This is a genomic window from Novipirellula caenicola, assembly GCF_039545035.1.
Taxonomy (GTDB): domain Bacteria; phylum Planctomycetota; class Planctomycetia; order Pirellulales; family Pirellulaceae; genus Novipirellula; species Novipirellula caenicola.
The window spans coordinates 1-26,937 of record NZ_BAABRO010000013.1 but is presented as its reverse complement, the minus strand read 5'-3'; the positions used below and the strand labels follow the sequence as shown (position 1 = coordinate 26,937).

The window sequence follows — 26,937 nt, the reverse complement described above, 5'->3', positions numbered from 1 at the left end:
CTTGGTTCGCGCAGGTAGCCGATGGTGGTACGAGTGCGTCCAAATTTACCACTCGGCGTGATGAAGCGACCGCTTTCGGATCGATGACGCATGAGGCGGCAAATGGGAATCGAGACACGTTCGGGTCGATTTCCCCCTAATCCATTCAATTCGATCCGCCCTCTTATTCTTACAACTCCTTTTAAAGCATCACTCGTTTGAGCAATGGAAGACTCTACCCGTGGCAATCCGATTCAAGTCGCCGTGGTAGTACTGCTACTTGTCGGTGGCGGCTGGTATTTCTTCAAAAACTATAACATTCAAGGGCTTGATGGCGTTCGCGTTTCGCCCAAGAACGAGTTGTGGGGTGACGCCGAGCTGACGAGCTTTCCGGGCGAATCCGAGTTCAGCGGCGATTCGTCTCGACTCGTCTCGGGCATTGCTGCATCCTCTGCCCAAGCGACGTCTGAAAATCCGTTCACATCGACCGGCCGCGCTGCCGTGACGGCGACCCCGGCGAGTGTCTCGCCACGACCTCCGGCTCGCATCGCCAATCTGCGAATCGCGTCGTGGGCGCTCGACGGTTTTGGGCCGACCAAGTTGGCTAATCCAATTGCTCGCCAAAACATCGTTCGCATTGTCCACCAATTTGATATCGTCGCGCTGCAGCAAATTGCCGCCATTGAACGTGACTTGATCCCTCGGCTGGTTGACGAGATCAATCAATCCGGTCGGCGTTACGATTTCGTACTTGGTGAGTCCAACGGCCCTGCCGGACGCCAGGAACAATTGGCGTTTGTGTTCGATACCACGCGAGTTCGTGTCGATCGCAATCAAACCTACACGGTCGCCGACCCCATGAATCAAATGGGCTATGATCCGCTGGTGGCATGGTTTCAAGCCGCCCAACCGTCGGTGGAAACCGCTTGGACCTTCTCGCTAGTGAACATTCGAGTCGATCTTGGCCAAGCTCCGGTCGAAGTTGCGCTGCTGCCTGGGATTCTGAAAAGTGTTCGCAATGACGGGCGGAACGAGGACGACGTGGTGTTGACCGGACTGTTCCAAGCTGATGATGCCTATTTGGTGCCCACGCTTGTCGGGGACAACATCGTGGCCGCGGTGCGAAGCGTTCCTACCGATGTTTTTGGCCGCTACCAAACCAGCAATATCTTGATGGATACAACCTTTTGCAGTGAGTATCTCGGCCGTGGCGGTGCTCTGGACTTTTTGCGGGTCTACAACATGAGCCTTGCCGATGCCGAGGTGGTCACCAGCCATCTGCCGGTGTACGCCGAATTCACTGCGACCGAAGGCGGTCGGCTATAGCCCAGTTTCATCTCTATTGGCACGAGCCGGGTGGTTTTTATTGCAGAGCGGCGCAGGGCCCGCCCGGTCAAAATCGAACCTTTCCATCGCCGCACCGCTGAAAAAATGCCTGCCCGCTGCCGCTCTGCGGCGCACCGTCACCCGAAGGATGGGCTCAGGTAAGAGAGTCTGGCAGTCTCGTTCGCATTCGCCGGGGTCAGGCTGCGCGGACGATAGTAAAGCAGGCTGGGCCCTCTGAGCAGCCCTTTTGCTAAGGGTTTTCCAAGACGATACTACCTCGGGCAGGCTGATTTCGTCCCCCGCGTGATTGCATTATGGTAACACGGGATGTTTAAAACGTTGCAGCGATCGCGGGATCGCTCCGCTGTGTTGCGACGATAACGAATTTATTGCGAGAGATTTTTAAAGTGAACGGATTGCAAATTGGACTGCTCGTGATCGCGGTGTTGGCGATCCTGATCGTATTGTTGGCGGTCTTCTCGCCTCGAAGGTTTGTTCGTGGTTTCATGCGTCCGATCCTGGCAACGCTTTACCGCAAGCGGGTGGTGGGGCTCGAGAATCTGCCTCAAGACCGTGGCTATGTGATCGCCAGCAATCATGTGTCCTGGATCGATGGAATCCTGCTTCTGTGGATGTTGCCAAAGAACGTCCGCTTTGTCGTTGACGGCGCGAATTTCAATTCCCGCATCGGTGGCTATTTGGGCCGCGCGTTTGATACGATCCTGATGTACTCGGGCCCCAAATCGATTGGCCGCGCGCTAAAAACCGCTCGCGAAGGTTTGTCTAACGGTGATGTAATCGGGATTTTTCCCGAAGGCACGATCACGCGGACGGGGCAGCTGCAGGCGTTCAAACCAGGGATCCAAAAGATCCTAAAAGGCACCAACGCGGCGATCATGCCGGTTTGGTTGGAAGGCATGTGGGGCAGCGTCTTCAGTTTCTCAGGCGGCAAGTTCTTTTTTAAGTGGCCGACCCAATTTCGCCGCACGCTCACGCTCTACATTGGACCGCCGCTCGAAGGCGATGCGCCCTTGGAACTGGTTCGCTCGCATGTCCAGTCGCTCGGTGCGCGAGCAACGATCGAACAACGCGACAAGTTTCCCACACTCGCCCGCCGCGTCATCCGCGTTTGGCGGAAAAAAGGAAGCATCGTTCAGTGTGCCGATTCGATGGGCACCGAGGTCACCGGCCGTGAACTGTTGACCCGTGTGTTGGCGCTGCGCCGAGTCCTCCGCCGCGACGTGCTCGATCGCGATGAGTCCACCGTGGCGATCTTGCTGCCGCCTAGCGTTGGAGGTGTTGCGACCAACATCGCATTGACGATGGATCGCCGAGTCACCGCGAATCTGAACTATACCGTTTCGAGTCAGGTGATGAATCACTGCATTCACGAGGCCGGGATCAAGCACGTTCTGACCAGCGAAAAGTTTCTAAGCAAGTTGGATCTGCAGCTCGATGCCGATGTCGTTTTGCTCGAATCACTTAAAGACAAAGTCACGACGTGGGACAAGGCGGTTGCGTTCATCCAAGCCGTGTTGCTGCCCGCGGCCGTGCTCGATCGGGTGCTTGGACTTCACAAAATCGACAAGGACGACCTGCTGACGATTATCTTCACCAGTGGATCGACGGGGATGCCCAAGGGGGTGATGCTGACTCAGGCGAACATCAGCCACAATGTCGACGCGATCGAGCGTGCCGTCCGGTTGAATTACCAAGACGTCGTGATCGGCGTGCTGCCCTTCTTTCACTCGTTCGGCTATAGCGTAACGTTGTGGGCGGTGATGACGTTGGGGCCGACCGGGGTCTATCATTTCAATCCGCTCGATGCACGCCAAATTGGAAAGCTTGCCGCTAAATACAAAGCGTCAGTGTTGTTGGGGACTCCCACGTTTCTGCGAAGCTACCTGCGTCGTGTCGAACCCGAGCAATTCGCCACGCTGGATGTGGTGGTTGTGGGTGCCGAGAAAATGCCGGCTGAACTGTTTGATGCCTTCGAAGAACGATTTGGTGTTCGACCGGTCGAAGGCTACGGTGCAACGGAACTCAGCCCGCTGGTGTCGGTCAACATTCCGCCGAGCCGTTCGGCGGCGAAGTATCAAGCCGACCGCATCGAAGGCAGCGTGGGACGCCCCTTGCCAGGCATTGGTGCTCGAATCGTTTCACCCGAGGATGGCAGCGAACGGTTGTCCGGGCAAGACGGCATGCTGATGGTCACCGGACCGAACGTGATGAAAGGCTATGTCAACCAAGACGAATTGACTCGCAAAGTGGTCCAAGACGGCTGGTACGTGACCGGGGACATCGCCAACGTCGACGATCAAGGTTTTCTGCATATCACCGGACGGCTGAGTCGGTTTTCAAAGATCGGCGGCGAAATGGTGCCACATCTTCGCGTCGAAGAAGAGATCGCCAAAGTGTACGGCTGCAAATCCGGCAAAGAGGCTGCATGCGGTTCCGCTGAGGAATCCGACATCGAGCAGCCCACCGTATGCGTGACGGCCGTTCCGGATGCCAAGAAGGGCGAACGCTTGGTGGTTCTGCATTTGCCGACGTCCAAAACCTACGACGAAGTGCGTGCTGGATTGATCTCGGCCGGCTTGCCCAATCTGTTCATCCCCTCGTCGGACAGTTTTCTAGAGGTCGATAAGATCCCGCAATTGGGCACTGGCAAGCTCGACATCAAAGGAGCTCAAATGGTCGCCAAACAGCACTTTGGCGAAGTCTAGTCCCGCCGTCGTCGCTGAGTTTCGTCATGAAGGCTTCTCGGTGCACAAAACAAAAACACCGGCACCATCCGCTGCATTGGATGGGCCGGTGTTTCAAGATCGACTTTCGTTGTCTATTGATTTTCACCTACGCGAAGAGTCGCGAAAGCAAGCCGTACGAAATTCGGTCGTCGTTTTTGAACGACGCTTAGAATTCGCTGTCAATCGTCTCTTTGGAAGCGCGGGTACCCAGAGCACCCCACAAGCCGTACGGGCTTTTCGATCCAGGGGCGATGCCGGGGCTACCTTGCTTGACCACCGGCGAACGTGAATCTCCGGCTTCGATCGAGTCGGTAATGAACTTCACTGCTCCGTCGCCCATCAAGATGTGGACACCGCCTTGGTGACGGCTACTTGGTGGCAGAACCCCTGTGTCAAAGTCGCCACTGCCACCGATGCAAACCTCGCGATTGGGCGGCAGCATGGTCGTAAAGCTGGTGTAGGTTGGTACCGAATCACTCCAGCGAAAGCCACGTTTCCAACTATTGCTACGCAGCCCTGGGTTCGAATTGCCGATCGACGGTTCCCAGAACTGAGGTCGCTCTGGATCCGTCAGCCCCGCATCAAGGCAAGCAGATGGGTTGCCGTGAATCTTACCCCAGCCGATTCCGAAGTAGGGGTCGGTGCGAATATCGCGGTCACCCAGTCCGGTGGCGATTTCACCCACCGCAACCGTGTTTGACAAGCCATCCAACATGTCACGGAATTTCATCGACCTGCGATTGTAGAAGAAGCCACGATTCGACGCGTTTGCGCTGTTGATGTGGCCCTGGTTCCATGAACCGCCCTGCCATCGCCAATACCCCCAGTTGACCCAGTCAGTGCTGTCACCGATGCAGGCCGCGTAGTTGGTTCGAGCCATCGCAGGGGCTCCGGTTCCAGGATCGCTCGGGCATCGGAATGCCGGAAGCTCTGTCATCCAAGGCTCATAGTTCGTTTGCCAAGGCCAAGGTCCCATGGAGTAGTAATCAATCGTGCCATCATTGTTTCTGTCCATCGGGTTGCTGATTTGTTCCCACAGCGCCTGTTGTTCAATAAACGGCGTAATGCCAATCAGCCAACTGAGACGAAAGCGATTGTTGTTACCGCCACTACTGTCGAGGTCATAGGTGCCACCCGATTGCTTCGGCAATTGCTTGTAGGCCGAGTGATAATTGTGCAACGCCAACCCGATTTGCTTCATGTTGTTGCTACAACTCATCCGCCGAGCTGCTTCGCGAGCGGCTTGCACTGCTGGCAGCAGCAGCCCGACTAATACTCCAATAATTGCAATGACCACAAGTAGTTCGACCAGTGTAAAACCAGTCTTGGTTTTAGGACGCGAAACCATCGAAAGCCCCTTTGTGAAGAGAGTAAAAAAATGACATTGGAGGGGATCGGTATCCCTTCGCAGAAGTCCGCAAGATAGGCAAGAATAACAAACAAGCTAAATTAGCTCGGCGAGCGAACGGGCCAGTAATGGCGACGTTCGTTGCGATATCAGCTTCGCACGGATGGATAAGTCGCCGTTATGGCGTCGAATGCTGATGCAGCGATTATTGGGTCAGGCACAGTTGTGTCAACCTTAAAATGCTACGAGGGAGCTCAATTGGCGGGAAAAATCACAAGGGAGTGTGCGTGCGTACACTTGCCCGCATCGCTTTTTGATTGACCGTTTCCGTTGGTGGTCGGAGAGCGATCAGGCGTTGATCGAGCATCGGTCAAGCGTTGCTCTGGCATCGATCAGGTTTTTGGGTGCGAAATAACGACAACATCGTTGTGATGCTCGGCGATCGCTCGATTCGTCGTTCGTCAATCGATTGCACCGCTGAACCGACTCCGATAGGTTGGCGTAAATCATTTTCAGGCGGCATGCGAAAAAGCGACTGCCCCCTTGGTGTGTGGGCTCGCGTGGGACAAGAAATGCTTGGTGAAAAAAGACAACCCGATGAGTTGCGGTGGCGGCACTTCGTCGGAGTCCTCGTTTTCTTGTTGGCGTTCTGCGGGTGTCAACCGTCCGAAAACACTCCTCTGGCGAGTTCGACGACAGATTCGCAGCCAGTCAATGTGGAGCTGGAACGCGAAACGATGAAGCAGCAGCTGACTCAGGTTGCGAATCTAATTCATAACGGACGTCTGGACGACGCCGAAAAGATCCTGACTGCAGTTCAAATTCAGTCTCCGAACGATTTGTACGCCGGCACATTGAGGGTGCTGCTGCTGTGCGAGCAAAATCAGGTGCAAGAAGCTGTGTATGCCCTGGACGAACTGGCTCTTTCGCACCCGGACAACGCAGCGCTGCTGAGAGTGCAGGCTGCGGAGTTGCTGTTCGAGGATGGCAACGATTTGGCGGCAATACAGCGTTTTGACTCGTTGCTACAACAACACTCCGATTTTGTGGAGGCGCGACGCCGCTTCGCTCAGCAGCTAAATCAGCGAGGCTTTCGTAGTGAGGCAAATCGTCAATTAAAAATCTTGTCCAACCAAGCACCGCTTGAACTTGCCGAACTAAGGGCACTCTGCTTCCCTCATCACGTGGGGGTCGATATTGCCGAAAAGCCTGATATTCATGACGCCCAACAGGTTCGGTCCCTTGGCGTGTTGAATGTGGCTCGAGCGCTTCGTTCCCAAGGCGATATACGAGAGTCCTTGCAGCTGTTGGATTCCCGCGATGATCTCTGGCAACAACATGCCGCAGTCGAAACACTATATGGCTGGACGTTAGCCGAGTCTCAACAACAGGACAGACTGGCTCGTTGGCTTGGTGGACGCAGTGAACAATGGGAATTGTACAGTGAGTATTGGTTGGCGGCGGGGCATGCGGTGATCCGTCAATCGCCCGACGCGGCAGCAGCCTGTTTCGCGGCCGCAATCCGCTTGGAACCCAACAGCGTGGAAGCTCACAATGCGATGGTGCAGTCGCTGCAGTTAGCGGGAGACCAAGAAAGGGCGGAGGCGTTTCGAGAACGCGTCCGCATGGTGCAGCACGTTCAACAATTGGTTCGCCGCATGATCAATTCAAAGCAAATTGATCCGCGAGACTATTCGGAGATGTCTGCGATCATGCAGGCAATGGGGCGGCCGTTGGAATCCGTGCTATGGCAGGAATTGATGTTCACGAAACTGGCTCCGGGATCGGAACAGCTAAATGAATTGGCCGAGTACAAGCCGAAATTGTTAGCCCAACGACCCGGTGGGTTGGACATGACGCGGCTGCTGTGCGGTTTCACGCCGGTGAATTCAGCGGTTGTAGAGACTGTTTTAGCATCGCTTGAGCAGCAATCGTTGACGGTACCGACGACGTCGATGCAGCGGGGCTTGAGCAATGCGATGGCCAAGGCGAAACCGGCTCCTCCCGTTTTTGCGAACGTGGCCTCCGATGTGGGCCTTCGGTTCGCGTATCAGAACGCGGCGCCTCCGGTGGAACGTCATTTTCAAATTTTCCAGGCTTACGGTTCTGGCGTCGCCTGCTTAGATTTTGACGCCGACGGCTTGATTGATTTGTATTTTGGGCAAGCTGCCTGCAACCCTCCCGAGGGAACGTCGGAGCTGCCCAATGGGTTGTTTCGCAATCGGGGGGCACAATTTGAAAATGTTATCTCGGCTTCCGCTGCGGACGATCGGCACTATACCACGGGGGTCACCGCAGGCGATTGGAATCAAGATGGTTTTCCCGATCTCGCATTGGCGAACCTCGGCCCCAACCGCTTGTTGGTCAACCAAGGCGACGGGACGTTTCGGGTGCAAAACGTTGCCCCCATGTGGGACGAGCCCGAGTACACCACTTCGCTTGCGATTGCCGATGTCAGCGGCGATCATTTGCCTGATTTAGTCGCCGTCAACTACATCGATGATTCCGAGATCTATCGACCGATCGAATACGATGCCAAAGGGAAGCCGATTCGATTGCCCGGGCCGTTGCATTTTCAACCAGGGCTTGATCGCTATTTTGAAACCACCCCCGTAGGAGGTTTCCAGGCGAAAACGTTTGGTAGTTCAGCTTCCGAAACAGCCAGTTCAGGGCTCGGGTTGTTGGTTAGTGACATCGACGGTGATGGTGGGATCGATGTCTTTGTGGCGAATGACCAGCGTGCAAACCAGTTGTGGATGCATCGCGAGACTGCGGCGACGAGTGAGACGACCGCCACGGAGCAGCAGTGGTCGGACGTCGCGGTCGCCAAGGGAGTCGCATACGGTCAAGGCGGAATGCCCATGGCTTGCATGGGCATTGCTGCAGCCGATTTCGATGGCAATTTGTTGATGGACCTGCATATCACCAACTTTGAAAACCAGTGGTCCAACCTGCTGATGCAGAATGCCTCGGGCGTTTTTTCCGATTTGGTCGTTGCGTATGGGCTGGATGCGCTAACACGAAATCGGTTGGGTTTTGGAACGCAGGCAATCGATTACGACAACAACTCGACCTGGGATCTCGTAACCGGGAATGGGCACATCGAAGACTTTAGTGAACGTGGAGTTGATTTTGAAATGCGTTCACAGCTTTTCGTTCGCAGTGGCAGCCAGTTTCGTGAAGCGACCGTCGACGGTGATGACGATTATTGGCAAACCGGTCATCTTTCCCGCGGCATGGCCCGATGTGATTGGAATCGTGATGGGCTCGTTGATGTGGTGGTCACCGATCTAAAGCAGAATGTTGCTCTCCTGGAAAATCGAACCGGTTCAACCGGCCATTTTCTGCAGCTGGAGTTAACGGGAACGCGATCCGAACGCGATGCGATTGGTGCCAAAGTCACGATCCGCTGTAATGACCAAACGTGGGCCGCTACGGTGCAAACCGGCGATGGATACCTGTCTCGAAATGAAAATGTCTTATGCTTCGGTCTTGGCGATCACCAGCAGGTGGATGCAGTGGAAATCGTATGGCCAAGTGGACAAACTCAATCGTTCGAACAGCTGACTGTTGATTGCCGTTTGTTGATTATCGAGAACGAGGCGGCACTATGGAAACGCTGGTGAGGGGGCGTCCACGCGATGAGCTGCTTTCCTTGCAGGCAAAAGCGAAAAATGGGTTAGCGTCTGCGAGTGGTAATCGATACCAGGATCGCGTAAACTTCGATGCTAATGTTCGTTCACTTCACACGACTTTTAACTTCTTTAATCCTGAAGCAAAAAATGATGAATCTCCGCAAACTTGTTCTTTTAATTCCCATGTTCGCGTTCACCGCTTGTTGCATCTCTGGCTGTGGCGAAAAGAAACCAGAGGTCATCGAGGCTACCAATGAATCGGCTCAGCCTGAGAACTACGAAGAAATGTCGATGGGCGACTCGAATAATCAGTAGCGGCGAGTGCCCGATACGATCCGTGTGCTGCACAGCGGCCGTCGTGAATGATGGACCTGGCCTCGGATTCAATCGTCAACCGAAGGTTGGGGACGTCACCAGTCCCGGTGGACTGTGTCGCGGTTGCCACTCCGTTCCGGATTGCGACTCCGTTCCCGATTGCCACTCAACAGCAGGCTGTGAATCGACATGATTCGCTGCCTGCTTTCTTTTTGCCAACTCATAGGTATCCGCGTCTTTGTTAGCGGCGGTTCTTTTTGTCTAGGTTGGCGTCCAGGTCGGCTTGGGTGACCGTCGACTGGACGCCGCCTTCGGGGACCTCGTGTTTGCCCAGCCAGAGCATGCCATTGAGAACAACTTTGCGGAAATCGTCGTTGCCCCAATTGTCATGAAAGTGGCCTCCGGTGAATCCAAGTCCACGGCCACCGTCGTCGCGATTGACGACCCACATCATCGCTTCGGCGCGGCCTTGGTTCGCTTGGATATGCTCGTACGGGCCTCGTGGGTAGACGTAGGGTCCATCGCGAACGTCATCCGATGGCACAGCAACCAAGATGGGCTGGAATTTTAACCCGTCGACTTCGGTCGCTTCGTTTCCGCTAATGTCGCCAACGAAACGCATGTTGAAATACCACTCGTCCTTGATTTGGAACGGCTTTACCCCGCGGGTGATCGGATGATCCGGCAGCGTGACGAACATCGGTTCCCAAAACGGGTTGCACGAGAACATGTGTTCGTAATGGCCGCCGATCCAATCTTTGAATTCCTCGCCCGCCTGATCCGCAACCACTTCGACACCAAAGTGCATGAAGCCGACGCCGACGCCATTTTTGACCCATTTGTCGATCAGTTTTAAACGGCGACCGTTTTCTTTGACCACTTCGTGTCGACCACCGCCATCCATATAGAACACGACGGCATCGGCATTTTCAAAGACCGATTCGTCCTCGGGCCAACCATTCAATACGACTTCGGTTTCCAAGTCTTCGACCGACGACAAACTCTTGGCCAACAATTGCACCCCGGCGTTGAACTCGTGCATCCGAGGTGGGTGCGATGGTTTGCCTGCGACCAGGACAAGTTTGGTGGTTTCGGCTGAAGCGATGCCAGTCAGAAGCGTACCGGTGAAAAGAGCCAGTGCGAGGATCGCCGAACTAAGTAGTCTCACGTGTGGATTGCCTTGTGGGGGTGAATGAATCTGTCGGGCGGTCCGCAGGGGGGATGGCCCTCTGCATCCGCACCGGAACGCTTATCATAACAAAAAAGCTTCGATTCAATCATGAATCGAAGCTTCGCATTATCAACCGTGTTCAGTTGAGTTTTCTGTGGGGGGAAGAGGATCCGAATTGGCCTATTCTGCCTCTTTCTTCTTCTTGCCTTTACCTTTGGCTTTTTCTTTGCCCTCGGTTTTTCCAGTCGCTTTGACGCGGGCGGGAAGCTTTTCTTTTTGCTCGGCAGTCAGCAGAGCGACCGCTTCCTGCATGAAGTTCTTGCGAAGTTCCGCCACCTTTTTCATCGCGTTGACTTGGGCGTCCGTAAGCCCTGCCTTGGCGTCGACTTCGGCAGCCAACTCCTTACCTTTCTTGCCTGATTCGCGAGCTTCCTTCATCGCTTCGGCCCGCTTTTTCATCAGTTCTTGGGTGACACCCGCTTCCTCGCGGATCGCGTTGCTCTTTTCGTTCATCGCCTTGCCCAAGGCTTTGATCTTGGCGGTTTGCTCTTCCGTCAAGTCGACCGCTTCAAACGGCTTTAGCAACTGGGCTGCGCCCGCATTTTTTCCGCCTGCCCGATCGCCTTTCTTTTTCGGCTTCGCATCGTCTGCGGTTGCCGTTACGACCAAAGCTAAAGTCAAAACCAAAACACTCAACATGCGTCTTTTCATGACCGCGAACTCGACTAATAAGTGGGGGAGTGAAATCGGAACCATCGCCGATTTCGGATTTGCAAATTTTAGTTCCCCGATCGAGCCAAAGTCTATGGCTTACGACTCAATTTTTAGAAACAGTTGAGTCTGCTGCGGCGCTGTCGTGGTCGTTGGGTTCGTGAAAGGGCAGTGATTGGCCCCCTAGCGGTTGCCTTTCCCGAAGCCACGCCGGTGTGATCAGCACCAATGCAGCCGCCGCCAACAGCACCCAAGGCGAGCTGCCGTCGCTGGGCCAATACGCTGCTGCATGCAGTGGTCGCCAAAACACAACCGACAAGCAAAGGGTGATGGGCACCGCAACGGCAAAGCGGCCAAGCATGTCAGTCGAACTTGGCAGGACCCGGCCTAAACCTAACGCGATACAGGCGGCGACGAACAAGACGGCAGGTAGTGATTGCCAACCTAGTACCAACGCCGGGATGGCAATGATTGTGATCAGATCGACCAACCGAATGGTTGATTTCCCCAACGGATCAAGTTTCGGATCCGCCCCGACACACAACCCGCGTGCCAAACAGCGTCCCAAAAACGTGGCGGCTACCAGCGCCGTGATCACTCGCATCAAGGCGTCAACGTACAATCCGTCGCCTCGCCAACTGGCCGGTACCTGCATTTGCCAAGGCACGACCATCACCGTGGGAAACAGCAACATGCCGCCGACCATGATTACCGCCGCGGTGCTGCTCAGCCGACGGGGCAACGCATGACCGTCCATGCGTATCAGCCCCATCGCCCAGCTCAGTGCGATGGCAATCACGTGATACAGCAGCGTGATCATCATCGATCGGTCTACCACGGGAATCCACAATGGTCCGCCGTGCCAATGTTGATTTTGATAAGGCAGGCTCAATCGATAAATCTCGGCGATCCCGACCCAAGTGATGCTGATGCCGACCGCCGCTTCGACAATGGGATAGCGAGGCGAGATTGGAAGCCGGCAGGTACGGCAGCGACCACGGAGCGCCAGCCATCCGAATACGGGGAAGTTATCGCGGGCCTTCAGCCGGGTGCTGCAGCGTGGGCAATAGGATCGTCCGTTGACACTTTGGTTTCGTGGCATTCGCCATGCAACGACATTCAGAAAACTGCCGATCGACGATCCGATCCAAAACAACCAAGCCGCGATCGCGACGTCCATCAACCGAGTCAGATACAGATCCGCTGGGCTGTAATGCGAGGTGCCTCGCGATTGCAACCATGCCATGCCAAACACGTAAGCCGTAGCGATGCAAGCGAGCGTGATTGCCAAAACGAGGGCCCAAGGAATTGATCGTCGCCTACGTCCCACGTCGGGAACCTCAAACTATCAGGGGAAAACGGAAATCAGCAATGGGAAGCACTGAAATTGGAAATGGGTCTGCGCGTCTGGGATCCGCATGAATGTAGCCGAAGTCACTCCGCTTTGAACCGCGAACCCCCAGAAACCCAGCGAAGCGGTCGCCGGCGACGGGGGAAAGAGCCAAATTCAATGACCGTGGCGAGTTCGTGATGGAAAGTAATTGACCGCAACATGCTACGCTGCGTAAGCTTGAGTGGCTATCGCTACTTAGCAGGGCAGACTTGCCATCCGGTATGCGATTATCGCCCCACGTGGAGTCACTTTTGCATCGTTTGTGTTTTTCCAGGGCCGTGTCGGGTGGCAACACCCGGTCTTTTCCAATCGGCTTGCTCTGTCTGCTGCTGTCTCTTTCCATCGCTCAGGTGACGGCTCAGGATGTGCCACCGCTACAGTTGACCGCGCCGGGGGATGCGAATTCGCCCGGGGCTGTCGAACCGCCATCGGCCCGCCCGCAACCGGGCGATCGGCAATCGGGCGATCCCAGGTCAGCCCCCTCCGCACGTCCTGCGAATCCGACTCCTGTGGCAGCCGCTGCAACCGACCAAGTCGACGGGGTTTCGTCGCCCGATGTGAATGATCCATCCATGGCGACTGATTCCGTCACGGCCAACGGGCTTCCCGACCCGCAAGTGCCCAGCAAGAGCGATTTGGAAACGCGAATTCAACAGGTCACGGCGTCGGTCGATTTGGACGATTCGCTAAAGACGCAAATCATTGATCTGCTGAAAAAAGCGATTACGCGGATCGACGAATCCAAGGCCGCAGCCCAGCGAATCGAATTGTTGACCAAGCAATCAACCACGGTCGCCGACGATCTCAGTGCCGCCCAAACGCGTCTTGAAAAATTGGCCATGCGTCCGCTCAATGACGCCTTGAATTTTGACGAGATGCCGCTGAGCCAATTGCAAGTGATGCATCGTCAAGCCTTTGCGGATCTCGCCGTCTTGGATCAACAATTAAAGACGTTGAATGACCAAGTCGACTTCTGGGGCAAGCGGATGGCGGAGTTGCCCGGGCTGGTCGCGACGTCGCGGTCGGCCTTGGTGGAGGCCGAGAAACAGTTAAGTGAGATCGCCGAAGACGATTCCGATCCACTGCAATCGGCGCGTCGAATCTCGTTGCAGACAAAGATCCTGCAGCTCAAAAGTGACTTGGATTTGTTCGACACGGAAACTCGCGTGGCCGAAGACGCCCAGCGATTGCTGGCGCTTCAGCGCGATGCCACGGCGCGCGAACAGACGCTGAAACAAAAACAGGTCGAGGAATTGCAATCCGCCCTGGCCAAAGCGGAACAGGCCGAGGCGATGCAAAAGGCCAACCAAGCGGTCGAAGCGGTTCAGGCCGCAGACCAAGAAATCAAGGATGCCGCCGAGATCAACCTTGCCTTGGCCAATCGCAAAACGTCGCTATTGGAAGAGCTGGAAAAAACTCGCAAGCAGATCGTTGTCACTCGCGAAGAGTATCTTGCGCGTAGTGCTCAATTCACCGAGACGCGGGATCAAGCCGAAGCGGCTCAGTTTTCCGAAGAGATCGGGATGCTGCTTCGCAACGAGAAAAACGAGCTGCCCAGCACGTCGGCGTATCACCAGGAATCGCGAAAACGACGTGCGACGATCAGCGAGTTGACGGTCGAAATCCTGAAGTGGGAAAACGAGCGGCGGAAACTTTTGGACCTCGATGCCGCTGTGGATCGTTACATTGAAAATCACACAGGATTGGTCCCCATCGAGGATCGCGAGCATGTCGAGGATCAGCTGCGGCGTGTTTTTAACGATCGATTGACGCTCTATCGCGAGCTCACGGAAATTGCCCGTAAACGACTCAACCGGTTGAGCAATCTGGAAGTCGAGCAGCGGCGATTAGCGGATTTGATCGACGAACATGCGGCGTTTGTCGCCGAACATGTCTTGTGGGTGCCCAGCACCATGCCGATTTGGTACCGCGAGGGATTCTCGTGGCGTGAACCGTTGCTCGATGCGTTTGATCTGAAGCCCTGGAAGCACGGCTTGATGGTTCTCGCTCGCGATTTTCGCGACAAACCTCTTGCCACCGTGCCAATTTGGATTTTGATCGGTTGGTTGCTGTTTTCACGCGGCCGCATCAAACGCGAACTGAGCCGACTGGGGCACGAGGCATCACGCCCCAACGCGACACGCTTTGCACCGACCGCACATGCGGTATTGATGACGATGTTGATTGCCAGCCCCGCAGCACTGTTGGTGTTGTGGATCGCGTGGCGATTAGAAAGTGCCACGTTGATTGGCGAACCGCTGCATCTATTTGGAAAGGCTCTGTTTAGCGGCAGCATCTTGATGTACGTCATCGATTTCGTGCGTCATGTGTTTCGCACCGATGGGGTTGCCCAAGATCACTTTGGATGGGACCTCACTGCGACCGATGTGATTCGCCGTGGCTTGGTTTGGAGTGCCAGGATCATCGTCCCTTGCTCGGTGATCGTGATGTATACCGAGCTTCGCGGCGATGATTTGATGACGACCTCGATCGGGCGACTCACCTTTGCCATCGCAATGACCACCGGTGCCGTTATTTTGTGGAGTTGGCTTGGTCCACGTAGCACGATTATGGCTCAGATTCGTGCTGCGGCGGATTCTCCGTCCGCCAGGATCGGAGTCACGCTGGCGCCACTGTTGGCGCTGATCCCGTTGGTGTTATTGGCGGGATCGCTCGCAGGGTACCATTACGCGGCGGTCCAATTGTCGTGGCGAGTGGTGGTTTCGGTTGGAATCGTTTCCTTCTTGATCTTTGTTCGTGCCCTGTTGATGCGGTGGTTGTTGCTCACCTACCGGCGTGTTGCCATCGCACGCGCTCGAGAACGCCGTGAAGCGTTGGCACAAGTCAAGCAGGCGACTCCTGAAATGCCATCCGATGCGGTGGAAATGATCGAAAGTGCCGGACATGTCCAATTGTCGGACCTCAATCGTCAAGCTCAACGCTTCGTCAAATTAGTGCCGATTTTGCTCGGAGCAATCGGGCTGTATTTGACTTGGAGCGAGTTTTTTCCTGCACTTGGGGTCGTGCATCGTTATCCGCTGTGGTTAAACGTGCATCGGTCGGCCGAGTCGGATTCGGGGGCGGTATGGGTCACGCTTGGCGATTTGGTCATGGCGATTGTCGCGATCGCATTGACCGTGATCGCGTGTCGTAACGTCCCAGGGTTGATGGACATCACGCTGCTGCAACGGTTGCCGCTGGACGGAGGTGCTCGCTATGCCGCCAGTGCAATGTCACGCTACTTGATGATCTTGGTCGGTGCCTTGGCGGCGTTTCATTTTGTCGGCGTCAGCTGGTCCAGCGTGCAGTGGTTGGTCGCTGCGATGACGGTGGGGTTGGGCTTTGGTTTGCAAGAGATTTTTGCCAACTTCGTCTCCGGAATCATTTTACTATTCGAACGACCGGCGCGAGTCGGTGACACCGTGACGATCGGGGATGTGACCGGCACGGTCACGCGAATCCGCATCCGAGCGACAACCATCCTGGATTGGAACAACAAAGAGTTGGTGGTTCCTAACAAAGAATTTGTGACAGGCAATTTGGTCAACTGGACGCTCAGCAATGCTAGTTTGCGATTGGTGACGACCGTCGGCGTCGCGTATGGCAGCGATACTCGCTTGACCACAAAATTGCTTTACGAGGTGGCCAACAAAAATGCATCGGTCTTAGACGATCCGCCGCCGATGGTGATTTTTAACGAATTCGGGGACAGCACGCTGAATTTTGAGCTGCGAGTGTTCGTCGGCGGTGTGGCAAGTTATCGCCGCATCAAACACGAGCTGCACCTCGCGATTGATGATGCCTTTCGCGAAAACAAGATCGAAATTGCTTTTCCGCAACGAGATTTGCATGTGCGTTCGATCGACGGGATCAGTGCAGCGATGTTGGGCGGCAAACCGAGTTCGGACCTTCCCAGCTAAGCTTGCCTCGCTTGAACAATGAACTCGGTTCCCGGTCGATCGTGGCCGGACGACTGATTGGTTTGTTTTCGAAAATGTGGTCATCGCATGTTGATTCCCGAGATTCGTCACAGCGATGCCAACACGCATCCACTGCGTCCCGATGGCGATTATGTGCTGTATTGGATGATCGCGTTTCGGCGAACTCGATATAACTTTGCGCTGCAGCACGCAGTCGATCGAGCAAAGGAGTTTAACAAGCCGTTAGTGGTCTTTGAGCCGCTTCGCACTCGCTATCGATGGGCGAGCGACCGACTGCACCGGTTCGTGATCGAGGGGATGCGGGACAATGCCGCCGCGTTAGCCAAGAAATCGGCGACCTACTACCCGTACGTTGAACCCAAACCAGGAGTGGGAAGTCCGCTGCTGCACACGTTGGCAAAAAAAGCGTGCACGGTTGTCACGGACGAATACCCATGCTTTTTTTTACCGGACATGATCAAGGCGGTGAAAGATCGTATTCCGGCACGGCTGGAATTGATCGACAGCAATGGCATGATGCCGCTGCGGTTGCCCGACCGCACTTTCACCGTGGCTCACAGTTATCGCCGCTGGATGCAGAAAAATATCCTTGATGTGTTGTTGGAAGTGCCCAAACCCGATCCGCTATCAAGGGTCACGCTTCCGAAGCTCGAATCGCTGCCTGAGGCGATCACCCGTCGCTGGCCTCCGGCGGACATCGACGCATTACTTTCACCCGGCGGGCTCGACAAAATCCCGATCGACCATGACGTTCGACCGAGTCCGACGGTAAGCGGCGGGGCCAAGGCAGCTCAGGCTCGCTTGGCTGCGTTTATTAAAAACGATCTGTCTCGTTACGCCGATGATCGCAATCATCCTGATGAAAATGCGACAACAGGGCTCAGTCCCCATTTGCATTTTGGGCACATCGCGGCCCACGAGATCGTGGATCGAATCTTGGATCATGAAGATTGGACGCCCAACCAAGCGTCCGAACCCAAGGGAAAAAACCATGGATTTTGGAACACCAGCGAGTCGGCTGAGGCGTTGTTGGACCAGCTGATCACGTGGCGTGAGATGAGTTTTAACCGCACGTTTCGCGACAGTGAGGTCTACGATCACTTTGACACCCTGCCTGATTGGGCGATCGAAACGCTGCGAAAGCACCAGAGCGATCCTCGCGACGAGGTGTATACGTTGAAACAGCTCGAAGCCGCGAAAACCGCCGATCCGCTTTGGAATGCTGCCCAGCGTGAACTCGTTCGCACCGGCGTGATGCACAACTACATGCGAATGTTGTGGGGAAAAAATATCTTGCGGTGGACCGAATCGCCCCAAGAGGCGTTGCGGATCATGATCGAGCTTAACAATAAATATGGGCTCGATGGACGGGATCCCAATTCGTACAGCGGCATTTTCTGGACACTTGGCCGGTTTGACCGAGCGTGGGGGCCGGAGCGTCCCATTTTTGGAAAGGTGCGGTACATGACCAGTGATAGCACTCGCCGTAAATTGAGGCTCGATCACTATTTAGAGCAATTTGGTCCCGATTCGGGTGCGTGATCCCGCAGCCGGCTTTGCAGGTGTGCTGTTTTCGCGCCGATCGCCATCGCCGCGGTGGGTTGATGGCGGCGATCATTGGCTTTTCGCGGCTCGCCGCCTATTTGGGGGGCGAGGGCATGAAAACGAAGGATTCTTGTGGATTCCAGTTCCCGAAGATTACTTCAATCCGACGACGTCAGGCTGCCGATTGTTTCCCAGATGGCAGCTTTGCCGGGAAATCATCGTAATTCAGCGGGAAACTAGAACGAAAGGCCTTGCCGTTAACCGCCTTGCCCGATAAATTCCTCGATTCTCGCCAGCCACCGGGGCAACCCGTACGTAGGCGGCTCAACCTCAAAACACCCTTTAGCTCTCGATAAATAAAGTCAATCTCGTGGTTGCTCAACGAACATACATGGCCAAGTCTGGCGAAGTTGATAAGCAGTGGCACATCGTCGATGCATCCGATGAAGTTCTCGGTCGGTTGGCGAGCGATATCGCCGTCGTGCTGATGGGGAAACATCGCCCTGAATACACTCCGCACGTCGATTGCGGCGATTTTGTGATCGTCACCAACGCCGACAAAGTGGCCATGACCGGCCGCAAAATGGACGTTCGCCACTACACTTGGTACACCGGGCATCCTGGATTGCGTTTGGAAAGCTACAGCGATCGTCAGCAACGCAAACCCGAAGATTTGATCTTCCACGCGGTCCGACGCATGTTGCCTAAGAACAAATTGGCAACCCAAATGCTCAAGAAATTGAAGATTTACGCGGGTCCTGAGCACCCACACACGGCACAGCAGCCAGTCGTTTTGCAGCGAGTTGGCAAAAAGGCCAGTAGCGATAAATAAATCTGGTAGAGTTTGCTCTGCTGGTTACCCCTATTTAATGCGTGACGGATTTTCCGCACGTGCTGTTAATCCATCTGAAAAAAATTAAACACCAGACTGATATTTATGGTCGCTGTAAAAAAGGACAAAATCAACGGTGATGCCCTCGGTACGGGACGTCGTAAAAGCAGTGTCGCTCGCGTGCGAGTTCGTGCTGGAAGCGGCAAGATCGTCGTGAATTCGAAGCCGATGGGTGAGTATTTTGTTAACGCTCAAGACCAAGCCAGCATCACGCAAACGCTCGATGCGGTTGGTTTGAACGAACAAGTCGACGTGCTTGTCCGTGTCAGCGGCGGCGGCATGACGGGCCAAAGCGGTGCGGTACGCATGGGATTGGCTCGTGCCTTGGTTAGCTACGATGAATCGCTTCATGAGCCGCTTCGCGATGGCAGCTACCTGACCCGCGATTCGCGTATGAAAGAGCGAAAGAAGCCAGGTCTTCGTGGTGCTCGCCGGGGTGTCCAGTTCAGCAAGCGTTAATCGCTTCTCTTTTTCGAAAGAGAACTGTGGCACAAAATATGCATTCCCGTTTATTGGGATATCACTTTCCCGCCATCTTGGCGGGTTAGTTTGTTCTCTGTTGATGGTTCTTTCGGGAATGATGGTCGTTCGTAATCGCGGTGCGGTGGCGGATTGACGAGTTTGCTGAAGGAACCAATGCCACTTTCTGCTGTTTAAATTCCAGCGAATTACCCTCAAACGAAACAGGTTTTGTCACTTGGCAAAGAAAGAAGAGGCCTTCGAAGTCGAAGGTACTGTAACCCAAGCACTCGCCAATACTCGTTTCCGTGTCCAATTGGAGACCGGTAGCGAAGTGATGGCTCATGTTGCGGGCCGTATGCGTAAACACTTCATCCGTATTGTTCCGGGTGATAAGGTGCGAGTTGAATTGTCGCCTTACGATCTGACCAAGGGTCGAATCATCTTCCGAGAACGATAGCGTTCGCATCCGCTGGCCCTCAATCTCTCTGGGCACCTTTTTCGGCCAGCGATTCTTGTGTCCTTGCGCTCGGCTGCTAATGCGCTGCCGCCTGCCTCTCCGGTTTTCAGGCAGTTTTGTGAGAGCGTTCTCCCTGCTGAGATTGGTCGCCGTAACACGGCGAGTCGTCGCTCTCTCTCCACCCTTTCGGTTTGACGTTGCCCCCTGCCCGTTGACCCCTGCCCGTTGACCCCTGCTCGTTGGCCGATGGATCGCTCGCGGTGTGTCTTGGCGATGTGGCTGATGCCAGGGTTTTTCCGATGGGTTGTTGCATTCTTGGGCTTCGGTGAAACTATTGCGGTTCAGTGTGGGTAACTTAGATAGAGACTCCGGATTAGCTTGCGATCCGTTCTTTGGATTGCCCTCCCAGAGAGGTCCGGATAAAAAGATTTCTGAAACACTTGGTTCGAATTCCCTAAGGATGGTTTGAAAATGTCTTTCCGTTGTTCCGTTACGGTCAACCGACTTTTTGCAGTCGTTGCTTTTGCAGCGTCAACGCTGTTTGCTAGTTCAAATTCACTCGTTCACGCTCAAGGCACGGCACCCGCAGCCGAAGGCGGCACGGTCGTCACGGATGCCACCGAGCCTGTCGTGGTTGTCACGCTCGGTTCGGTCAACAAGTTGATGCAAGACATCAATTACTTGACCGGCGTGGTGGGCCAACCTCAATACGGCGGCATTTTTCAAATGATGGCCGGCACGTTCACCCAAGGGGTGGATCTGAATCAACCGATTGGCATCATCGTTCCGCTTGTCAACGGAACGCCCGAGCCGATCGCGTTGTTGCCAACCGCCGACGTTCGAACGGTCCTGAAGCGTTTGGAGGCTCAAACCGGGCCCGCGGATGAACTCGATGACGGCACGCTCGTGATCGCCGTCGGTGCGAATACCGTCTACATCCGCCAAGTGGGCACGTGGGCCGCGATCGCTCGCAACCGCGACTTGCTATCGCTGGCACCGACCGACCCTGCATCGTTGTTCGAAGGAATGGGTAATGACTATGACGTTGCGATCCGGCTGAGAATGCAATTGGTGCCGACCGAGACTCGTAACATGCTTGTTGCCCAGCTTCGCCAAGGGTTCGAGCAAGCGATTTCCAAGCAAGACCAAGCGGATGCCGAAGGCACCAAGGCGATGGCCGAAAGTTCGATCAAGCAGATCGAGCAATTGATCCAAGATACCGACGAGCTCAAGATCGGCTGGAATATCGATCAAGCGGGCAAGCAGTTGATGTTCGAAGGATCATTCACAGCGGTTGCGGGTAGTGAGTTGGCTGCGATGTACGGTGGTCAACAAGCGATTCCCTCGCAGTTTGCTTCGGTGATTCGTGACGATGCGGCTGCCTACTATCACACGGCCATGTCGATCGGTCCTCAAGCGGTTGAGCAGGTCAGTGCAAGTCTCGAGAATGCAACCGGAGCGATTCGTGCGGCGCTGAATCAGTCGGATGATTTGTCGGATGCTCAGCGTGCGGATGTCGAGGCCTTGGTGCAGCGCATCATTGATCTAGCCAGCCGTTCGGTGAAAGAAGGCAAGGCTGATGTGGGCGCCCTGTTGTTGGCAAACCAGAATGATTTTCAGTTTGTGTTTGGCAGTTTCGTTGCAGATGGCAACGAAGCCGCGCAGATTGTCAAAGACTTGGCGGCCAAAATCCAAAATGAACCCAAGGCTCCGAAGTTTTCGTTTGATTTGAGCACCTACAAGGGTGTTACCATGCACCTGATCGAAGCCGATGTGCCGCAAGACGAAGACGAACTGCAGAAAATGTTCGGCCCCAAATTGCGAGTCCACGTTGGAACCGGAGCCAAGTCAGTATTTGTTGCTGTGGGCAAGGACAGCGAATCGTTGATGAAGAAACTGATTGATTCGGGCGATAGTGATCAAGGTGGTGTGCGTCCAGTAGGTCAATTCCGCGTCAAATTGCTGCCGATTTTGCAATATGCTCAATCCATTGAAACGAATGAAGTGATCGCTGCGATGATCGACACGCTCTCGCGAGCAAGTGATGGTGGCGACGTGATGGTCGTACAGAAATCAATCGTCAATGGTCAAGAATCGCGGATGATGATCAGCGAAGGTGTGTTGCAAGCGATCGGGTCTGCAGTGCGTCAAGTTCAGCAGCAGAAGATGCAGAACAACGGCAACTTCTAATTCGTGACCGCGTGTCACCGATATTTGTAGGTCGGCCTCTTAGGAGGCCGACTTTTTTATTGTCTGAATAATCCACTGAGTTTTGTATTCCACTGAGTTTTTGTTCAATGAAATATCCAAACAAACATGTGGTCCTTGGCGGCTTTGTTTTTGCATTGGTCGCTGCGGTGTTGTTGTTTAGTACGGTGCCTAGTTCGGGGCGAGGAAGTTCCCAGCGGGTGTTGCCGACGGACCTTTCGAATTCCGAATCGCAAACCGACGACGATCTGCAGACGCCGAAAACTCGTCCATCGTCGCTTGAGGAAGTGCTGCAAATTGCAACGCGAGCGCGAGCGGAAATGGCTCGTTCGCTGCACAGCTATACCGCCCGTTTCGTCAAGCAAGAAGTGGATCATAGCGGGTTGCTTGGCGAGCAGACGGAAATGCTGCTGAAGGTCCAAACGCGATTTCGCAATGGCGACGAGTCGGCAGGCAAACGTGTCTATCTGCGATTTCTCGCACCTGAGTCGGTCAAAGGTCGCGAGGTGATCTGGGCCGAGGATTTGCATGACGGAAAACTGCTTGTCCACGAAGCAGGATTGCTGGGGATGGCTCCCATTCCACCGCTGGACCCGAACGGATTTTTGGCAATGCGAGGCCAGCGTTATCCGATCTCGCAAATTGGTATCGTGCGTCTGGTGGAAAAGTTGATTGAGCGGGGGCAAGAAGATTTAGGCAACCCTGATATCGACGTCACGATCACGCAGGACTTTTTGTTTGACGATATTTCGGCGGACCTGATCCAGGTCAAGCGAGCCAAGCCGTCTGGTAAAGAGGGTGATTTTTCGCTCGCGGAAATCGTGATCGATCCAACGCGGCAATTGATTGTCCGCTACCGAAGTTTTGGTTGGCCTGAATCCAGCGAAGAGGTTGCTCCGCTGCAAGAGTCCTACACTTATCACGATATCCAAACCAACGTGGATCTGACGGAATTGGATTTCGATCCAAAGAATCCCGAATATGGATACCCTTAAAGTTTGGTGGTTGCTGGATTGTGTAGGAATTTGGCAAGCATTTGTCGTAGCGTCTCGTACTCGATTGGCTTGCTAAGGTATTCGTCCATTCCTGCTTGCAGACAACGCTCGCGATCTCCTTTCAATGCGTTGGCGGTCAAGGCAATGATTGGCAGGCGGTGAGATTGTCCGGCATGGCGTTCGCGACGACGGATTTCGCGGCTCGCCGTAAAGCCGTCCATTTCGGGCATTTGGCAATCCATCAATACAACGTCGTAGTGATGTTTGCTGATCATCGAGACGGCTTCGTCACCATTTTGCGCGATGTCATAGCTGCAGCCTGCATGCTTTAGCAGTTCGCACACGTACAACTGATTGATGCAATTGTCCTCGGCGACTAACACGTGCCCCGTGAAGGAGGATGTCGGCGTTTGGGAAGCTTCATTTCCGTTGGATTCAGCCGAAGGGGCCGGAGCCGATTTGTGGATTCCCGCGGCCAGGGCATCAAACAAAGCACTCGGCCGGACTGGATCCAATAGCATCGTTTGCACCCCAGCTTTTCTCAGCTGCTCGAGCGTTGCGTCATCGAAGTTCGCGCCCATGCCAATCAGCGGCAGGCGGCACTGCGTCGCAAATTCTTTGATGGTCACGTAGGGATTGCCTTCAACGCCACGGCAATCCAGCAAGACTTGTGAAAACGGAGTGCCATGTTTGTCGGCTTTGTGGATCGCTCGCAACGCTTCGGCAAGTGAGTCAACCAGTTCGAAGGGGCAGCCCCACGCTCTTAAACTGTCGTAGATTTGTTTACGTTCGCTCTCGTTCGTATCCACCGAAACCACGCAAATCCCCGCCAGGATCCTACGTCGTGCTTCTAGCGTCGGTTCCTCTGCGGTAAGTTCTAGATCCAATTCGACCCAGAACGTCGATCCGACTCCCGCCTGGCTTTCCACGCCGACCTCGCCGCCCATAAATTCGGCGAGTTGTTTACAGATGGATAGCCCCAATCCAGTGCCACCAAATTCGCGTGACGCGGATGGGTCGACTTGCGAGAACGGTTTAAACAAACGATCGCGTCTGTCGGCAAGGATGCCGATACCAGTGTCTTCGACAGAGAAGCGGACTCGCATCCGTTGCGGTTTTCGTTCGATGCATTCGGTCCGTAGGATAATACGTCCGGATTTCGTGAACTTCACCGCATTGCCGACAAGGTTGACAAGGATTTGTTGCAAGCGATTTCCGTCACAGCGGGCTTTCACGCAGGCACGTGGATCGATATGGCATAGCAGGGGCACGCCCTTCTGTTGGGCGCTGAGCGAAAACATGCCGACGATGGAATAGGTAAGCGATTCAATGTCATGTTCTTGGATATCGAGCTCGATCTTTCCCGCTTCGATTTTGGATAGGTCCAAGATGTCGTTGATTTGTTGCAACAGCGATTGACCACAGGTGTGCGCCGCATCTACATATTTGCGTTGTTGTTCCGACAATTTGGTCTGCATCAACAATTCGTTCATCCCCAAAATGCCATTCAGCGGGGTGCGTAACTCGTGGCTCATCGATGCCAAAAAGTCGCTCTTGGCTTGATTGGCAAGTTCGGCCGCATCTCGGGCTTGGACCGCATGGTCAATCGTATGTAGCGATTCCTTGAGCGTCTTTTGGCTACGCCGCAATGATTCGCTGGCGAGTTGTTTCGAACGAATAGCGCGGGTCGAAAAGAGAGAGACCGCAAGGAGGGTTGCCGTCGCGAAAGCAAACACGAGGCGTAGATGAAGGATGATTTCGGCGTATTCGGCGTCAGAAATCTCGGATGCGACGAGGATAAACTTTTCCTCTGCGATGACGGCGTCAGTGTTCGATTCGTCGGCGATACTCTCCTTTATCCCCACTTTTCGCCAAGTCAGGGAACCGGTTGAGGTTCGCGATTGGCCTCGGTCATTCGTTTGGATTTGACGCCATAGCTCTGGCTCCGTTTGGCTCAGTGGCTGTATCTTTCGCTCTGGGAATAGGAATCCCCATTCCTGTTTGGGCTCGGCTGCTTTCAGCCAGTAGCCCTCTTCATTGATGATCCGCAAGCGGTGCTGCATCTTGGGACGCATTTCTTTGAGGTGTGCGAGCATATTGGCGCCGAGATAGTTAATCACGTAAACGCCGTTCCGCTGTCCTGTTTCATCGAATACTGGCATCGCAAACCGTAGCACTTCGCGAAATGGGCGTTCGATCTGGCCATGTTCAACGTTCAAATCCAATGCGGAAAGGTAGAGTTCTCCTTGTGCGAGTCGGTTTGCTTTTTGGAAATAGAGGCGATCCGATTTGTCTTGAAGCTTCTCTGTCGCGACGACCTGTCCTGGCTGATTGACACGCATCACCTCGTGACCCTGTGAATTCAAATAGCGTATCTGGTCGTATTCTGGTTTGAGCCGGCTGAAGACGACGGCTTGCTGAATCGCTCGCTCGAGTGCAGCAGGACGGCCGGTGGTCACGTAAGAAATCAAGCTGCCATCATTGACCAACAGACGCAGGTTATCAGCCACCGGATGCAAGCTGGATTGGATGTGCTGAGCAAATGTATCGATGCGGCTGCGTTCTTCGTTCAGCAGAGCGACTTCGAGATGTTTCGCCTCTCGTAGATAAAACATCCCGCAGCCGATCAAAACAATGCTGCCGATTAGCGAGTAGGACAGCAGCGAATCGATACGATTGGGGGCCGGTCGATGCGTCGTTTCTCTGTGCATAAAGCAATCCTCATGTCCCATCCGACCGATTTGATTTTGGCGGGGTCTCAGGACTTCCCTATCAGAAATCGCTAGGCGAATCCGAGGCTAGTCGCGAGTGTTGTAGGTTTTGGTGGTAAGCAAACGAGGGGCGAGTTTCTTGTGTGGCGGCGATCCCCGTATTGGGGTTCTCTTAGCTGGGCAAGCAACACAGACGCATCGGCGTTGTCGTCGCCGAAGACGGTTGCATTCATCGAATGATCACGTGGTTATTGTGTCGCCGGTGCGTAGGGGGCGAGGCGGTTTAGGGACAATGATTGCAAGGGCAGCGGTGGGGACAGGGTCAGCGGCGATGGTGGTGTGACGCAGGGTCGTGCCAACCCCTGATGTGTGGGACCCTAGCATAAGAATGTCATGGCGTTTGGACAACTTCAACTCCACGCATCTGTGTGGTTACTCTATACAATTGAGATCCTAGGGCGGCTTTGGACATTCAAATACCAGCATATCAGCATTTCGAAAAACGAGACCGACGTCGCAGTGAGTGTACATCCAAACCGGGGATGCGATTGCAAAGGGTTGAGTGGGGAGACATGGGCAAACAGCGGGCCAGTGCGATAAAAAACGTGGAGCGGTTAACGCAACTCCTGTTGTCACAATTGTTTGCGTCAAACCTACCAGGGAATTAGCGTTCTCCCCCTCCTCTTTCCCGATCGGTGCCACCCACCTTCTCCGCTCCCAATCATCCAAAATCGGTGCCAGGCACCTAAATTTAGGTGCCTGGCACCGAAAATTTGACAGGTTTTCAATTTCCGCTCTAATCACGGTAGCCCTATCACATCCCTCGAGCCTGCGGAGGTGACCTGATGCCGCGGCCACCACGAGCTGAACAATTCAGCCCCGATGAAGTTTGTATCGTCCACGTGACACAGCGCTGTGTCCGCCGCGCCTTCCTGGCCGGCGTCGATGCGGTCACCGGCAAGGACTACGCTTGTCGTCGAGAGTGGATCCGCAGGCGTATGGAATCGCTAGCATCTGTCTTTTCCATTGACATACTATCCTATTCCATCATGAGCAGTCACGTTCATGTGATTCTCCGCAATCGGCCCGATGTCTTGGCCA

The 26,937-nt window shown here is 54.6% G+C and carries 17 protein-coding genes; 12 read left to right on the top strand and 5 right to left on the bottom strand.

Features of this window, described 5'->3' with window-relative positions:
* Nucleotides 1-204 precede the first annotated feature (204 nt).
* Nucleotides 205-1,305 (top strand): exonuclease/endonuclease/phosphatase family protein, encoded by a 1,101-nt coding sequence (locus ABEA92_RS21850; protein WP_345686155.1) that lies wholly within the window; start codon nucleotides 205-207, stop codon nucleotides 1,303-1,305.
* 416 nt (nucleotides 1,306-1,721) lie between these two features.
* On the top strand, nucleotides 1,722-4,031 hold the full coding sequence (locus ABEA92_RS21845) for an AMP-binding protein (RefSeq protein WP_425572479.1): 2,310 nt from the start codon (nucleotides 1,722-1,724) through the stop codon (nucleotides 4,029-4,031).
* A 187-nt stretch (nucleotides 4,032-4,218) separates the two neighbouring features.
* On the opposite strand, the gene ABEA92_RS21840 is transcribed toward ABEA92_RS21845, so the two are convergent.
* Entirely contained in the window at nucleotides 4,219-5,400 is a 1,182-nt protein-coding gene (locus tag ABEA92_RS21840; RefSeq protein ID WP_345686151.1) for a DUF1559 family PulG-like putative transporter, read from the bottom strand.
* Nucleotides 5,401-5,804: 404 nt separating this feature from the next.
* On the opposite strand from ABEA92_RS21840, the gene ABEA92_RS21835 reads away from it, so the two are divergent.
* Together ABEA92_RS21835 and ABEA92_RS21830 are read left to right on the top strand one after the other, a co-directional pair.
* Nucleotides 5,805-9,026 (top strand): CRTAC1 family protein, encoded by a 3,222-nt coding sequence (locus ABEA92_RS21835; RefSeq protein WP_345686149.1) that lies wholly within the window; start codon nucleotides 5,805-5,807, stop codon nucleotides 9,024-9,026.
* 192 nt (nucleotides 9,027-9,218) lie between these two features.
* On the top strand, nucleotides 9,219-9,350 hold the full coding sequence (locus tag ABEA92_RS21830; protein ID WP_345686147.1) for a hypothetical protein: 132 nt from the start codon (nucleotides 9,219-9,221) through the stop codon (nucleotides 9,348-9,350).
* A gap of 241 nt (nucleotides 9,351-9,591) precedes the next feature.
* Here ABEA92_RS21830 and ABEA92_RS21825 read toward each other — a convergent pair whose 3' ends face one another.
* From ABEA92_RS21825 to ABEA92_RS21815, 3 genes are all read right to left on the bottom strand, one after another.
* The gene (locus tag ABEA92_RS21825; protein ID WP_345686145.1) at nucleotides 9,592-10,518 is read right to left on the bottom strand and encodes a ThuA domain-containing protein; all 927 of its coding nucleotides are present in this window, start codon (nucleotides 10,516-10,518) and stop codon (nucleotides 9,592-9,594) included.
* Nucleotides 10,519-10,701: 183 nt separating this feature from the next.
* Complete coding sequence (locus ABEA92_RS21820; RefSeq protein WP_345686143.1) at nucleotides 10,702-11,232, bottom strand: Spy/CpxP family protein refolding chaperone; 531 nt, start codon at nucleotides 11,230-11,232, stop codon at nucleotides 10,702-10,704.
* A 106-nt stretch (nucleotides 11,233-11,338) separates the two neighbouring features.
* A complete protein-coding gene (locus ABEA92_RS21815; protein ID WP_345686141.1) occupies nucleotides 11,339-12,478 on the bottom strand; it encodes an A24 family peptidase in 1,140 nt (379 codons plus the stop codon).
* Nucleotides 12,479-12,975: 497 nt separating this feature from the next.
* Between ABEA92_RS21815 and ABEA92_RS21810 the strand changes: the two genes are divergently transcribed.
* From ABEA92_RS21810 to ABEA92_RS21780, 7 genes are all read left to right on the top strand, one after another.
* Nucleotides 12,976-16,545 carry a mechanosensitive ion channel domain-containing protein gene (locus ABEA92_RS21810; RefSeq protein WP_345686139.1) on the top strand — a complete coding sequence of 1,190 codons (3,570 nt, stop codon included), beginning with the start codon at nucleotides 12,976-12,978 and terminating at the stop codon, nucleotides 16,543-16,545.
* An 87-nt stretch (nucleotides 16,546-16,632) separates the two neighbouring features.
* Nucleotides 16,633-18,108 carry a cryptochrome/DNA photolyase family protein gene (locus ABEA92_RS21805; protein WP_345686137.1) on the top strand — a complete coding sequence of 492 codons (1,476 nt, stop codon included), beginning with the start codon at nucleotides 16,633-16,635 and terminating at the stop codon, nucleotides 18,106-18,108.
* Between the two features lie 394 nt (nucleotides 18,109-18,502).
* Nucleotides 18,503-18,943: a 50S ribosomal protein L13 gene (gene rplM, locus ABEA92_RS21800; protein WP_345686135.1), complete on the top strand. Its 441-nt coding sequence runs from the start codon at nucleotides 18,503-18,505 to the stop codon at nucleotides 18,941-18,943.
* Between the two features lie 105 nt (nucleotides 18,944-19,048).
* Nucleotides 19,049-19,462, top strand: coding sequence for a 30S ribosomal protein S9 (rpsI, locus tag ABEA92_RS21795; protein ID WP_345686133.1), 414 nt, complete (start codon nucleotides 19,049-19,051; stop codon nucleotides 19,460-19,462).
* A gap of 238 nt (nucleotides 19,463-19,700) precedes the next feature.
* Nucleotides 19,701-19,922: a translation initiation factor IF-1 gene (gene infA, locus ABEA92_RS21790; protein ID WP_040764994.1), complete on the top strand. Its 222-nt coding sequence runs from the start codon at nucleotides 19,701-19,703 to the stop codon at nucleotides 19,920-19,922.
* A gap of 471 nt (nucleotides 19,923-20,393) precedes the next feature.
* The gene (locus tag ABEA92_RS21785) at nucleotides 20,394-22,112 is read left to right on the top strand and encodes a hypothetical protein (RefSeq protein ID WP_345686130.1); all 1,719 of its coding nucleotides are present in this window, start codon (nucleotides 20,394-20,396) and stop codon (nucleotides 22,110-22,112) included.
* A 107-nt stretch (nucleotides 22,113-22,219) separates the two neighbouring features.
* Complete coding sequence (locus ABEA92_RS21780; protein ID WP_345686128.1) at nucleotides 22,220-23,125, top strand: DUF1571 domain-containing protein; 906 nt, start codon at nucleotides 22,220-22,222, stop codon at nucleotides 23,123-23,125.
* Here the strand turns inward: ABEA92_RS21780 and ABEA92_RS21775 are convergent.
* Complete coding sequence (locus ABEA92_RS21775; protein WP_345686126.1) at nucleotides 23,122-25,836, bottom strand: hybrid sensor histidine kinase/response regulator; 2,715 nt, start codon at nucleotides 25,834-25,836, stop codon at nucleotides 23,122-23,124. The two genes, ABEA92_RS21780 and ABEA92_RS21775, sit on opposite strands and share 4 nt — an antisense overlap.
* Before the next feature lie 845 nt (nucleotides 25,837-26,681).
* On the opposite strand from ABEA92_RS21775, the gene ABEA92_RS21770 reads away from it, so the two are divergent.
* A partial coding sequence (locus ABEA92_RS21770) for a transposase (protein ID WP_486348738.1) occupies nucleotides 26,682-26,937 on the top strand: 256 nt, incomplete at its 3' end.